General features: G+C 61.1%; 15 protein-coding genes. 10 read left to right on the forward strand and 5 right to left on the reverse strand.

The annotated features are described in order from the left end of the window. Positions 1-68: 68 nt before the first annotated feature. From PVV74_RS03805 to PVV74_RS03840, 8 genes are all read left to right on the forward strand, one after another. Positions 69-2,126 (forward strand): tyrosine-type recombinase/integrase, encoded by a 2,058-nt coding sequence (locus PVV74_RS03805; protein WP_170067112.1) that lies wholly within the window; start codon positions 69-71, stop codon positions 2,124-2,126. A 216-nt stretch (positions 2,127-2,342) separates the two neighbouring features. Next, complete coding sequence (locus PVV74_RS03810) at positions 2,343-2,912, forward strand: DNA-binding protein (protein WP_274592284.1); 570 nt, start codon at positions 2,343-2,345, stop codon at positions 2,910-2,912. Positions 2,913-2,966: 54 nt separating this feature from the next. Continuing rightward, the gene (gene repB, locus PVV74_RS03815; protein WP_274592285.1) at positions 2,967-3,953 is read left to right on the forward strand and encodes a plasmid partitioning protein RepB; all 987 of its coding nucleotides are present in this window, start codon (positions 2,967-2,969) and stop codon (positions 3,951-3,953) included. Further along, a complete protein-coding gene (gene parA, locus PVV74_RS03820; protein WP_274592286.1) occupies positions 3,950-4,606 on the forward strand; it encodes a ParA family partition ATPase in 657 nt (218 codons plus the stop codon). The genes repB and parA overlap by 4 nt, the downstream gene beginning before the upstream one ends. Before the next feature lie 30 nt (positions 4,607-4,636). Beyond that, a complete protein-coding gene (locus PVV74_RS03825) occupies positions 4,637-4,933 on the forward strand; it encodes a hypothetical protein (RefSeq protein WP_274592287.1) in 297 nt (98 codons plus the stop codon). 6 nt (positions 4,934-4,939) lie between these two features. Next, on the forward strand, positions 4,940-5,560 hold the full coding sequence (locus PVV74_RS03830; protein ID WP_274592288.1) for a hypothetical protein: 621 nt from the start codon (positions 4,940-4,942) through the stop codon (positions 5,558-5,560). 52 nt (positions 5,561-5,612) lie between these two features. Then, complete coding sequence (locus PVV74_RS03835) at positions 5,613-6,035, forward strand: hypothetical protein (protein ID WP_274592289.1); 423 nt, start codon at positions 5,613-5,615, stop codon at positions 6,033-6,035. 300 nt (positions 6,036-6,335) lie between these two features. Then, positions 6,336-7,687, forward strand: a protein-coding gene (locus PVV74_RS03840; RefSeq protein WP_425061883.1) for an IS3 family transposase whose coding sequence is annotated in 2 segments (ribosomal slippage) — positions 6,336-6,671 and positions 6,674-7,687 — 1,350 coding nt in all. Because the reading frame shifts where the segments join, the coding sequence is not laid out codon by codon here. Here the strand turns inward: PVV74_RS03840 and PVV74_RS03845 are convergent. From PVV74_RS03845 to PVV74_RS03855, 3 genes are all read right to left on the reverse strand, one after another. Continuing rightward, positions 7,632-8,675, reverse strand: a complete 1,044-nt coding sequence (locus PVV74_RS03845; protein WP_274592291.1) for a hypothetical protein — start codon at positions 8,673-8,675, stop codon at positions 7,632-7,634. The genes PVV74_RS03840 and PVV74_RS03845 overlap by 56 nt on opposite strands. Positions 8,676-8,824: 149 nt before the next feature. Continuing rightward, a complete protein-coding gene (locus PVV74_RS03850) occupies positions 8,825-10,366 on the reverse strand; it encodes a bifunctional aminoglycoside phosphotransferase/ATP-binding protein (RefSeq protein WP_274592292.1) in 1,542 nt (513 codons plus the stop codon). Next, a complete protein-coding gene (locus PVV74_RS03855; RefSeq protein ID WP_274592293.1) occupies positions 10,339-10,800 on the reverse strand; it encodes a hypothetical protein in 462 nt (153 codons plus the stop codon). The genes PVV74_RS03850 and PVV74_RS03855 overlap by 28 nt, the downstream gene beginning before the upstream one ends. A gap of 172 nt (positions 10,801-10,972) precedes the next feature. On the opposite strand from PVV74_RS03855, the gene PVV74_RS03860 reads away from it, so the two are divergent. Continuing rightward, on the forward strand, positions 10,973-11,254 hold the full coding sequence (locus PVV74_RS03860; protein ID WP_274592294.1) for a hypothetical protein: 282 nt from the start codon (positions 10,973-10,975) through the stop codon (positions 11,252-11,254). Between the two features lie 108 nt (positions 11,255-11,362). Here PVV74_RS03860 and PVV74_RS03865 read toward each other — a convergent pair whose 3' ends face one another. Further along, positions 11,363-11,926: a superoxide dismutase family protein gene (locus tag PVV74_RS03865; RefSeq protein WP_103761809.1), complete on the reverse strand. Its 564-nt coding sequence runs from the start codon at positions 11,924-11,926 to the stop codon at positions 11,363-11,365. Between PVV74_RS03865 and PVV74_RS03870 the strand changes: the two genes are divergently transcribed. Then, on the forward strand, positions 11,925-12,068 hold the full coding sequence (locus PVV74_RS03870; protein WP_170067115.1) for a hypothetical protein: 144 nt from the start codon (positions 11,925-11,927) through the stop codon (positions 12,066-12,068). The two genes, PVV74_RS03865 and PVV74_RS03870, sit on opposite strands and share 2 nt — an antisense overlap. A gap of 91 nt (positions 12,069-12,159) precedes the next feature. Here the strand turns inward: PVV74_RS03870 and PVV74_RS03875 are convergent, their stop codons facing one another. Further along, positions 12,160-12,771: a BON domain-containing protein gene (locus PVV74_RS03875; RefSeq protein WP_274592295.1), complete on the reverse strand. Its 612-nt coding sequence runs from the start codon at positions 12,769-12,771 to the stop codon at positions 12,160-12,162. Positions 12,772-12,853: the final 82 nt, after the last annotated feature.

Below are 12,853 nucleotides of genomic sequence, written 5' to 3' on the forward strand. Positions count from 1 at the left end.
ATAGCCATGTCCTGCCCGATCCGGCGTCGGAGCCCCTGCCCGCCACCGCCACGGACCGGGAGACAGGCATGAAGAACATCATCGACGCAACGCAGTTGAGCGACCGCGAACAGGCGCAAGTCCTACGCGAGATCGTGCGCCTCGATATCTCGCGCATGGTTCGGGATACGGCTGATCCCGACATCGACATCGAAGCCCGCATTGATGCGCTTGAGGCCGGATGCGCGAGCCTGCGCCAGGCCATGCGGACCCATGATTTTTCGGAAGCACGTTGCGCCGTCAAAGACGCTGCCAATCAGCTGAACCTGATCCTTCGCTTTCCCCTGGCACCCGCCTTCGCCCGAACCGTCTGCGCGACACGACGCAGCCTTATGAAGCTCGAGATCGAGGTCTTCGAGGATGGCAAGGATCCCCTCGAAGGCGCCGCTGACCTGCTCAGCCGCCACGACATCACGGTCAAAAACGGAAAGATCCCCAGCGCGGTGCGGATATCCGATGCACTGGCCGGCGCGCTCAGGTCGCGGCCGGAGGAAATGGGTCGTAAGCTCACGGTTACGGCCGAGTTGCTGATCGCTTACGCTGGCGATATCCGGCTCGAACGGCTGCCAGCACTCATCGACTCATTTCTGGTGTGGCTCAGCCGCCTGCCGGCGATGCACGGTCGGGCGCACGGCAAGAACCGCTATACGAAAAGCACTTCCGAAAAAACCCTTCTGTCGAAACAGGAGGAGATCGACGCGGCCGACCAGGCCGATGCCCGCCTCTACGAGTCCTACGCGGCACGCGACGATATCTCGCCGGCACAGAAACGCGCCGAGTTGAGCGACCAGCTGGAGCCGCGCGTGACGCACACCAATCTCGAGCGCCACCTCGACCGTATCCACCAGCTTCTCGACAGCGCGCGCGAGCAGTGTGGCTACGTGGGCGAAGTTCGTGTCACCACGTACCCAAAACTTACCAAGCTCATGAAAAAGGACAGCGAAAGACGCAAGGACCTGAACCCGCTCTACATTCGCAAAACGCGTCCGAAGATTCGGCTCCGCTGGTCCGGGCAGCGGATCAAGACATTGCTGACATCGCCACTCTATCGGGGATGCATGAGCCGGACGTCACGTAGTCGGTCTGGCCGCTACATCTATCGCGACGGGCTCTACTGGATCCCGCTCATCTTGTTGACCATGGGCACACGCCCCTCGGAAGTCCTGCAGCTCAAGAAGTGCGACCTGGTCCAGCGCGAGGTCTGGTGCCTCCGGCTGTGCTGGTCCGACGAACAGTACGGGAAGACCGTCGAAAGCCAGCGCATCGTGCCGGTGCCACAGGTCCTCATCGACCTCGGGTTCATCGACTGGATCGTGGCTCTTGAAAAACCAACGGACCTGCTTTTCCCGGAAATGTGCGAGAGCAAGACGAAACCGCAGGAGATCCTGTCAAAGCGCATGTTGACGATCCGCAAACGTCTTGGGATCGCGAGTTACAACGAAGATCTCTACGCACTTCGCAAAACCCTTTCCTCGGCGCTCTGGGCTGGCGGTGTTCCCCTCGCCGATCGACAGATGATCATCGGTCACGTCTCATCGACGATGATCGGGAAGCACTACACTGAAGCCAACATGTCGGAACTCAAGGAACTCCTTGATCGGGCGGATCACAAGATCGTTGTCGGTTACTCCGCCCCTCACCGTCACCCGGTGATCGAGGACTGCCAGCTCGTTGCCGGTCAGCTCGCCAGAACCGAGGTCGTATTCGATGACGTTGGTGTGCTGGGCGCCCTACGGATCCTGCGCGACAGCGATGGGGCGCAGATCGAGGCAATCGCGATCGCGGGCGCAGAAATGCCTGCGCGACCGAACTGGCGGAATCTGAAGACGCTTGATTGGGCAAACGCGCCCAATGCCGTTGCGGACGTGCTTTCGGAGTACAACATCATCCCGAACGAGAACGAAGAGGCGCGTTTGGCGTTCGAGCACGTCCTGGCGTTGTCCACGGCGACGAGCGAGTCGAAGCTTTCCGATCAGCCAGGCAAGGCGAAGAAACGACCAAGCCGGAAGTCGATCGACAAATCTGAACCATCCTCTCGCATCGAAAACCTCAAACAGGCAAGGACGGTGGAACACGCGATCGCGTGATCAACAACTGGCCCACAAGCCGAAGCCGGAGCGTTGCGGCAAGCCGTATCAGTCCAGTTACTGCTCATCTGCACCGACGAAATACCCTGCCGCACGACAGCCTCTTGAAAATTGTTTCGTCAGCAGCGGACCGGACCAATGTCCTTCGCATCGAAACAGAACCAGGCGGTAGCGGAAGTAATACCGCTACCAAATCTTACCAGGAGAACCAGGAACATGCCGAAGAAAACAGACGAGCGCCAAATCACCGAGGCGTATCTCAAGACCGTTGATCAAACCGTAAGTATCATTGAAAAGGAGGGTCGCAATCCGACTGTAGAAGCTGTGCGCGGCGAGATCGGCGGTTCCTATTCGAAGGTCTGCCCGGCTCTGCGCATCGTGCGAGAGCGCCGCGAAGAAAAGCGGCGCCTGGCCGAGACCGCACCGGAAGTTCCGGACACGGTGCGTGACCTGTTCGAGGCGGTGTGGTCGCAGGTCTATCGGGTCGCGGACGAAGCGGCGGCCGCCGCGCGCAAAAGCTACGCCGAGGAACTCAAACGCAAGGATGCTGAAATCGAGGAACGTGAAACTGCCCTCGCGAAAGTGGACTCCGAAAACGATGAGACTACCCGGAGTCTCGAACAGGCGAAGCAAGTGGCGCATGATGCAAAACTCCGCACGACCGAACTCGAGGGGATCATCGGCGCGCAAGAGCGCGAGCTTGCGGTGTTGAAAGGTAAGCTCGACGAGCGGGACCTGATCTTGAAAGGTTTGTTCCACGGGAATGTTTCGGAAGATCGGCAATGACCTGTATTGGGAACCTTCGAACACAAGCGGCAAAAAAGTAGTTGAGAACCTTCTATGCCGAAACGCAAAAACTCCCTGCGGGACCTTGCCGCAAGATCGAGGAAGCCAGAGTTGGCAACTGCCAACGCCTCCGGTCCGACAGCAGGCCGGATCGTCGAGCTGGACCCGTCCCTGATCCATCCGGGCGGCCTCAGAGATCGCTTTGAGGTCAGTGACGCCGAGATCGAGAAACTGGCGGAGAGTTTGCTCAAGGCGGGGCAACGGGTCCCGATCCTGGTGCGGCCTCATCCCGGGAGGCCCGGAGAATACGAGATCGTCGCCGGCCGCAGGCGCCTCGTGGCCTGCCGGCTCGCGGGGATCAACGTCCGCGCCGAGATCCAGGACCTCGACGATGCCGCACTGGTGATGGGCCAAGCGATCGAGAACATCGCGCGCGAGGACCTGACCTATATCGAGCGTGCGAAACTGGCGGCGCGCATGGTCGACGAGGCTGGGCTCGACGAAAAGGACATCGACACCGCCTTCTCCTGCGGAAAGACAGACAGATCGCGGTATCTCAAGATTGGACGGAGCATACCGGACGATATCCTGTCATTCGTGGGCAAGGCTCCGGGGGTCGGGCGGCCACGCTGGGAGAAGCTCGTAGTTCAGATGGCAGCCGACGATGCGGCACTGCCCAGGATGCGCGTGGCGTTGGCAGCTGCCAACGTCGAAGCGATCGGTCTCGATAACCCCGATGCCCGCTTCTCCCGTCTCTACGAAGCTGCCTTTCGGTCCGAGGCCAGCTCTAAGCCGACCGAGACCAAACCTCCGGCTGGACACGAGATCTGGGTCCCGTCGCATGACAAGCCTGTGGGGACGATCAAGCGGACCGGATCGGGCATTCAGGTGACGCTCAGCGATGCCCCGAAGCCCGGGTTTCTCGATTGGCTCGCCGAGAACGGCGAGATGCTCGTCGTGCAGATGCTTCGCGAATACGAGGCGCATCGTTTCGTCGAGGACATAAGCGACGCGGTGAACAGCAAGCAAGAAGACGAATGAGCCTGAAGACAAAGATCATAGCGGTCGCCACGCAGAAGGGCGGTGCCGGCAAGAGCACGATCTCGATCCATCTTGCGGTTCAGGCGATGCAGTCGAAGAAGTCCGCCCAGGTGATCCTGCTGGATCTCGACCCCCAGGGGTCCGTCGCCGAATGGGCGAAGCTGCGCGAGCTCGAGGACCCGATCGTTCTGCAGGCGATGCCGGGCAACCTCACCGCCTATCTCTCGCAGGCCGAGGAGGATGGCGCCGACTACGTGGTAATTGACACGCCGCCGCATGCCGGCGGGACAATCGACGCGGCGATCCGCGCGGCAGATCTCGTGGTCATTCCCATTCGGCCCGGCCCCTTCGACATAAGGGCGGCGGCCGGGACAGTTGAAATCGTGAAGCAGGCCGAACGGCCGGGCCTCTTCGTCTTGAGCCAGGTTGCGGCCGTGGGTCCTGAGGCCGACGACACCGAAGCCGTGTTGGAGGAGCTGTACACTGACATACCGCTGGCCAAGACGCGGCTTGGTCAGCGCAAGGCGTTCATGCAGGCACTGATCTCCGGCCAAGCGATCACGGAGTTCGATCGACCAAACTCGAAAGCTGTCCGTGAAATAATTACGCTTTTCGGGGAAGTACGAGGCAAGCTACAGCGTCACTCGAGCTGATAACTTGATTTTTACGAGGATATTCGTATATTGACCAAGAAGATTGGATTCAAGGAGGCAAAGCGGCGCGCGATAGAAGCCCTGCGCAACAAGACCTACCAGATTGCGGAGCGTCGGGAGATCGAGACCAAGAACCTGCTCTATGACAATTCCGTTTCCGAAGAAGATGTCATCAAGGTCAACAGCAAGTGCCGCGGCCAGGATCATGAGATGCGGCCGCACGACATGGTCAAGACGGTCGATGTGCATATCCTTCGCAAGGACGGTTGGTACATCAAGTTCTACTTCCTCGATCCGGATACCTTTTTTCTCAGCGTCCACAGGTGACACACCATGAAACTCTACAGTGCCGGCGACAAATCCAAGGCAATCTGCGAGACCTGCCAGGACATGGTCGAGACGACCTTCCTGTATCGCGACGTCCCGTTCGATGACGGAACCGGGAAAGTGAAGGATATCCTGGCCTCCGTCTGTGGTCGCTGCGGCGATGTCGTGGCGATCCCCGCCCAGTCTTTGCCCGCGATCCGCCGCGCGCGCGAGAAGGTCGAAGTCTCGCTCGAGGCCCAAGTGCCCGCATCGGACATCGAGATCCTGGACGCCGCCGCAACCCGGATTTCCGAGCGCGCGTCCGTGCGGCATCGCAAGTTTCTTCTGGCGTTTTACGTCCGAAAGATGACGCGGGACCCGCAGGGTGCCGAACGGATCAAGCAACTGTTTCTGGAGGCCAAGGCAACCAAGCCAAATCCGGCGGTGAAGGTTCCTCGCAAACGCCTGTCGTTCAAGGTCTCCCATGATTTCGAGGAGGAGTTTGCCGCGCTGGCGAAGATCTCGGGATTAAAGAAAACACAGGTTCTGCGGGGCGTCGTTCACGAGATCCGATCCGACTTGGTTGCCCCGGAACATCCAGCCTCCCTGCCGCAACTGCGCGATCTGGTCGCGACGATGGAAAGCTGAACCCTCAGTTGCTTGCCGTTGGCAGCTGCCAACGACAACAAGCAGGAGACGCATGATCGTTCACTCACTACCAAACTCACCCTTCGCGCCCGAACGGCACGCATTCCGAAAGCTGGACCTCGATGGCCCTGGTGGCATGCAGTGGTTCGAACTCCACCATCCTGATCTCGTTATGGGTGGTCGCGATGCTCTGCGGCTGAACGTGTTTCTCACCCGGGACGGTGACTTCACGATGATCTGGTATGGCTTGATCGATCCGCTCATCGCCGCGGCAAAGCTGGGTATCGCCGATAAAGGCATGGATCTGGCGCAGCTTTACGAAACCATCTTGTTTCGCGGCGACATCGGCGACGATGCCTTCGGCGCGCGTGTTCTCAAGGCGATCCGCGTCACGCGAATGGAGCCCGCGATCCTGAGAATGTCTGAAGAGCATGGCTTGGAGTGCCTGCCTTCTCAGCAGAAGCGCCCGGCCTGAACCCCAGCCTCTGTCGGTAAATGTTGACGGGTTTCTCGTTGGTTAAAAACCAGAAACCAAGAGATCAATGGCAGCGACTATCTCGTCGCGCCAGGCCGATGCATCACTGATAACAGAACCGATTTGGGCGCCCGGAATGGCAACCAACTACGACATGATTATGATGTGCGGGACACCGTCCAAGTGAATGGGAATATGCAGTTTTGGGATCAGTGTGTCTAACGTCAGCACCTACCGGACAGATTTAGGTGTTTGAGGGACGGAGGATTTCTGGTTCATCGAAGCCATAATGGAGCGAAGATGAACAAGAGATCCGGAACATCCAAGGATGCTGCTGACAAGCTTGTCAGGGGTATCAAGCGTAAGACCCGCAAGCACTACTCGGCGGAGGAGAAGATCCGCATCGTGCTTGCCGGGATGCGGGGCGAAGAAAGCATAGCGGCCCTGTGCCGTCGTGAAGGGATCGCCGAGAGCCTTTATTACAGCTGGTCGAAGGAATTTCTTGAGGCTGGGAAGAACCGGCTGGCGGGTGACACAGCCCGTCAGGCGACAGCTCCCGAGGTCAAGGAACTGCGCTCTGAGGCAGCCGCGCTGAAAGAAGTGGTCGCGGAGCTGACACTGGAGAACAGGCTGCTCAAAAAAAGCACGTTCGGGGATGGGGAGGACGACGCATGAGATACCCAGCCTCGGAGAAGCTCGAGATCATTCGGACAGTCGAAGCCTCGCATTTGCCGGTCAGGCGGACCCTGACCATGCTCGGCATTCCCAGCAGCACCTATTACCAGTGGTATGCGCGGTGGGCCGATGGCGGCGTTGACGCTTTGCGTGACACGTCCCCGCGGCCTCGGTCGGTGTGGAACCGCATCCCGGACGAGATCCGCGACGCCTTCGTCGAGTTCGCGCTGGATCATGAGGATCTGACGCCACGGGAATTGGCCGTCAAATACACTGATGAGAAACGGTATTTTGTATCTGAGTCCTCGGCATACCGCCTTCTCAAGGCCCAGGACCTGATCACGGCTCCGGCCCATGTGGTGATCCGTGCCGCCGATGAGTTCCGGGACAAGACAACTCGGCCCAACGAACTCTGGCAAACCGACTTCACCTATCTCAAGGTCATCGGTTGGGGCTGGTTCTATCTCAGCACGATCCTCGACGATTACAGCCGCTACATCATCGCGTGGAAGCTCTGCACGACAATGAAGGCCGTGGATGTGACGGACACGCTGGATCTGGCGCTGGAGGCCTCGGGCTGTGCTCATGCGACAGTCGTTCACAAGCCCCGGCTGCTCAGCGACAACGGCTCGTCCTACGTTGCGGCCGACCTGGCCGACTACCTCGATACCAAAGGTATGGATCACGTCCGCGGAGCGCCGCACCACCCACAGACCCAGGGCAAGATCGAACGCTGGCACCAGACCATGAAGAACCGGGGTCTGCTGGAGAACTACTATCTGCCGGGGGATCTTGAACGCCAGATCGGCGACTTCGTCGGATACTACAACACTCGGCGATACCACGAGAGCCTGGATAACCTGACGCCGGCTGACGTCTACCACGGTCGGGGTCGGACGATCCTGAAAATGAGAGAGGAGATCAAGAAACAGACAATCCGAAAGCGCCGGTTGCAGCACAAAGCCGCGGCAGCCTAAACTCAAACAGAAACCGAACCAGAGCCTCCGTTACCAAAACAAACGACTTGTCCGAAAAACTCTGAAGACGGACACGCAGCTCTGTCAGATCGAAACGGCTGGCGCTGACCATCTTTTCGATATGGTCGGCATTGGTCCAGGGCGACTGAGTGCCCGTCACCACGTGAAGGCGGCCCGTGGCCGTATCGTACCACGCGTTGCCGTTATCGGGCTCGAGCGCCGCGGGATCGACATATTGCGAGCGATACTTGCGGCGATAGACATTCCAGCCTTCGGGTGGATTTTCCAGCTCAGACCGCAACTCACCGGCCAGGGCCATGGCCTTGCCGCCGACATCGCCTTCGCTGTCTGCGTCCGGCCAATCCGCCTCGCCGTTTTCGAACCCTGCGAATATCGTGCCGTTCCTGAGGGGCGAGAAACGATCCTCGGCCTCCCGCGTCTCCCCGCCGATCCGGACGTAACGGGTGGCGCCATAGGGCGTGCGTGCCGGCGGTTCGGCCGTATCGCCCCAAATCAGCGCATCCTCGTTGAACTTGAACCTTGTCCGCGCCGTGCGGAACCGCGCGTAGTCGTGGTAAACCAAAAGCGCCACAGGCTGCCCCAGGTAGGCCGGCACGTTTCCCTCTTCGAGAAAGAACGCCCCGTAGAAGTCCGGCTCGACCATCTCGACGCCATCGTTGCGCAGTGTCTCTGCCGTCACGGCGGTGTCAGGGCGCATCTCTTCGCCAAGCGGGTCGAGCGTCACGCCCTCGAAGATCCGATCCGCCCGAGGCACCCGAATGAGAAAGGCGTGAGCCTGTCCGTCCGGCCAGTCGGGCATGTCTTTGGCCCGAATATCGACCGCAAAGACCTTGTCCCCGGTCACCTTGGGAATGCCATCCTGGCGAAAGCGGACATTGCCGTTTTCACGCCATCCGGGCGGCTGTGTCTGTCGCTCGGTCTGAAGCCTGGCCAAAGCTTGGTGAAGCGGGGTCACGCTCACTGCCACGGCAGTCGCGCCCCTTTCAGGAATCCCCGTCGCGACAAATGGTTCATGAGTGCCTCCAGTACTTCAACGCACAGGCTTTCGATCACGTTCCATGTTGATTGAAGGACTGGCCATGGAAGCCGTTCAAGAAGATCGGAAGGTCATTCGGCTCAGGAACCGGCGGGAGACGACCTGCCCGGACTGGCGATCCACTCCCAAACCGCCTTGGCCACGTTTTCTCTGTCGCCCGAGGCCTCTACCCTCTGCCAGTCAATCGGGCCCGTATCCTTTTCCACCTGCTTACGCACCACGGAAGCGTCGGCGTCAGAGGCGTCGCCTTCCCTTGCATCAACCCTCCGCGTCAATGCCTCGACCGGCGCGTCGAGCCAGATGCCCGTGAACGGCACCCCTGCCTGCGCGGCCAGGTCTCGTGCGCGTGTCCTCTCGACCGGGGTCAGGAAGGTGGCATCGAGGATGACGCTCTGCCCGGTTGCCAGAACGGCCGCCGCACGCGCCGCGAGACGATCGTACACCGCATCGGATGCCGCCGCCGTATAGGCGTTCTCCGGCAAGCGGTCTTCCGGGGCTACGCCGGCAAGCGACTTGCGCTCCAGGTCGCTCCGCAGATGCACGGCCCCCGGCAACCGGCCGATCTGCGGCGCCAGGCGCCTGCCGATCGTCGACTTGCCAGATCCGGACATCCCGCCAATCGCTACGAGCCGTGCCTCGCAGTGCTCCAGCGCGGCCAGGCCCGTCTCGAGAAACTTCCGGGCCTGCGCCCGAATCTCCTCTCGGTCACCGGCGCCGGTTTGCACCGCCACCATCGCCCGAATGCCAGCGCGCAACGCCACAAAGAGAGGAAGCCCGGCGAGCCCCTCATCCTGCTGCCCCTCATTTGCATGCAGCCACGCGTTCAGAACGATGTTCGCCTGCCGGCCGAGGCCACGGTTCAGCAGGTCCATGACCAGAAAGGCCAGGTCATAGAGCACGTCGCAAGTCCCCAGCTCCTCGTCGAACTCGAGCGCATCGAAGAGAACCGGCCCGCCGTCGATCAGCACGAGATTGTGCAGATGCAAATCGCCGTGGCAGCGCCGAAGATGCCCCCCGGCGGCCCGCTCCCGCAAAAGCGCCGCGACCCGGCCGAACTCCGCTTTTGTCATCGTGATGAACGCGTCCGCCTCGCCGCCGCCAAGGTCATCGCGCATGGCCCCGAAGGCGGTCTCCAGCTCCTCGATGATCGCCCGTATACGGTCGGCGCCGTCGCCCTCTCGCAAAGGCGCATCGGCGTGGTAATCCGCGATGGCTCGGCCGAGGTCATCCGCCAGGGCATCGCTCAACTCGCCGCGGGCGGCGACAGCCGAAAGCTCATTCTCCTTCGGAAAACGCCACATCCGCAGCACCCATTCCACCGGTGCCCCCTGCCCGTCCAGTTCCAGACGGTCGCCGTCGCACGTCACCGCCACAACATCGCGATAGATCTGCGGCGCGCCCGGCCGGTTCAGTTCCAGTTCGCGGCGCAGCATCCTTTCGCGCGTCTCGAGCGCAGTGAAATCGAGGTAATCGTAGTGGACGGCCTTCTTGATTTTCAGGGCCGTATCGCCATGCAGGAATACATGCGCGCTATGCGTTTCGACGTGATCGCTCCGACTTCCGCCGTCACCTTCGTGACGGCCGAGAAAGGCGATCACCTTGTCCTGTGTGTCCTCTGCCATGCCAATGCTCCGCGACAATCAGAATGGGGCCTCAATACGCCTCCGCAAGGTCGTTCGACGCCTCCCTGCGATTTTTCCGCAGTCAGCATATCGAACGCGCTGAGAAAGCAAGTTTCGCTGAAAGGTTTCTCGATATGATGACAAGCCCCGTGCATCCCGGAAAGATGCTCCGGCAACGCCATGTCATCTGCAATAAGCAGAACCGGACAGGCATTGCCGGCAAGCCGCGTGGCGATAGCCAGGCAAGCATCCCGCTCTGCCAGTTCGATGTCGAGAACTCCGGCATCAGGAACGGCGATGTCGATGCTCCGGTCGGCCAGTTCTGCCGTCTCGCAGACGATCACGGGATCGCATCCACGCGCTTCCAGGATCGATGCGAGGTCAAGCGCGACGACGCTTTGATTTTCGAGGATCAGGACTCTGAGCGAGGACATGGAATTTCCTTTCTCCCGGTTCTCGTCCAAAAAAGGTAATCAGTGTTCCCGGCTGCACCTAACGAAACGACCTTCGACTGCGCTGTTTTCCGCTCGGCCGCATTCCGCGGGCCTCGCCCCTTTGATGGAACCTCGCCGTGCCAGAGAAGGTTGGGGGAGAAAGGAAAGGCCCATGTCAGATACCCCCGACATCACGAGACTGAAGGCAAGCCACAAGGCAAGCCACGGCGACTGGATCGGCCCGGAGGAACTTCACGACATCCTCGCTGAAGAGGGATACTCCGCCGGCACGCGCGAGCAGTATCTCAAGTCGATCCTGACCGAGCTGAGCAAGATTGAATCCGATCCCGCGGATAACAGGGAAAAGCGTGAAGCCCTGATGCGGGAGGTGCGGAACATCCTGTCACAAGAACAGGGCAAGCAGGGTCAGACCCCGATGTCGGACGACGTCTGAGGCGCCTCGGGCCAAGCCAGCAGGTCAATCAACGGCAGAGCCCATCCATTCGGAATTCGTAAAAAACCCGGCCGGGCCGCATATCGCGACCCGGCCGGAAAGCAACCATCAATCGATGACCGCACAGGCGATCCGTTCACCGGCGTCGCCGGACGGTTGGCTTTCGTAGTCATCCGCCCCGCCATGGATGACGATGGCGCGGCCCGAAACATCGGCCTCGCCGCCAATCGACACGGCGGTATTCAGAACCTGCGCGATCAGCTTGCCGTCTGCCGAAACATACTGGTTCGGCATATCGCCGCTATGCGCCCCGCCTTCGACCATCAGGCCGTGCTCGGTGTCACCGGCATTGAAATGCCCGCCTGCGGATTTGAAGCCGCTCTCGACGTCGCACACCCCTTTCTCGTGGATGTGAAACCCGTGCCAGCTATCGGCCGGCAGGTTCTGCAAGTCGACCTCGATCAGCACGCCGGCGGGGGTGCCGGTCAGCGTACCGGTGCCGATCTCCTCGCCCTCGGCAGAGGTAAAGGTGATATCCTTCTCAGGCATCTGCGCCCCGCTGCTCTGCGCAACGGCCATGGGCGCCGCCACGCCCAGGCACAGGGCGCCGGCGGCGGCCGCCGTCCAGAGGCGGCGGGTCGATGTGGCATGGGTTGAGGGATGATGAGTCATGATCATGTCCTTTCTCGGGCTTGGCCCGCCCCACCGGTCTTTCGTCGGCGGCACGGTGTCTACTCAGAGAAAAACCGACAGCCACCGACACATGTTCCAGACCGAAACAGGCGTGGCCCATGCGGGCGATTACTCGGCATGATTTGGCTGAGAGGGATATGCGGCGGAGCGCCCGTCAGGCGCCCCGGCCGCGAGAATGAACCGGCGGGCGCGATGGGCGCCCGCCGAAACGGTCAGGCCGCGGCTGGGTCTACGCGGAGGTTGTTCTGAACGTGGACCACGCCCGACACGCTGTCGGCACAGTCCTCGGCCGCGCGTTTGGCCCAGCGCGTGTCCACCGTGCCGTCAAGCGTGACCTCGCGGTCTTTCACGCCCACGCTGACCTCGGTGGCATCGACATCCCGGTCGTCGGTCAGCCAGTCGTTAACATCCTCCTCGATGCGGATATCGGAACGAACGTAGCTTTTTGGCCCGCGACCACGATGGTCGACCTCGCGACGTTGCTGGGCCGCATCATCGCCGAACCATGACGTCACCTCATCTTCCGCGCGCGCAAGGAAGCCACGTTCCTCATAACCGCGCGGTGCCTGGCGATACCCGTAATCCGACCCCCTGGGAGGATACCCCGGATACGCGGCCGGCATGCCGGGCTCGGGCGCCGGATAGACCGGTACAGTCCAAGGGTAGCCCGCGACCGGGTGTCGTCCGGCGACGTAGGCTGCGGAATCCCATGGCCTGTCCATCTGTTCGTCATAGCCGTAGGGGCCCCGACGGCTATGACGGTGGTGGCGGGCCAACTCGTCGCGGGCTTCCTGCTCGGTCAGGTCGTTCAATCTTCTGGACATGGTGTTCTCCTTTCGCGGCGCGCCAGCAGTCTGGCGGCGTGAATTCGGGTTCCTGCCAGAAAACGAAAACGGCCGCGCAGAT

The sequence above is a fragment of the Roseovarius sp. SK2 genome (assembly GCF_028807495.1).
Taxonomy (GTDB): domain Bacteria; phylum Pseudomonadota; class Alphaproteobacteria; order Rhodobacterales; family Rhodobacteraceae; genus Roseovarius; species Roseovarius confluentis.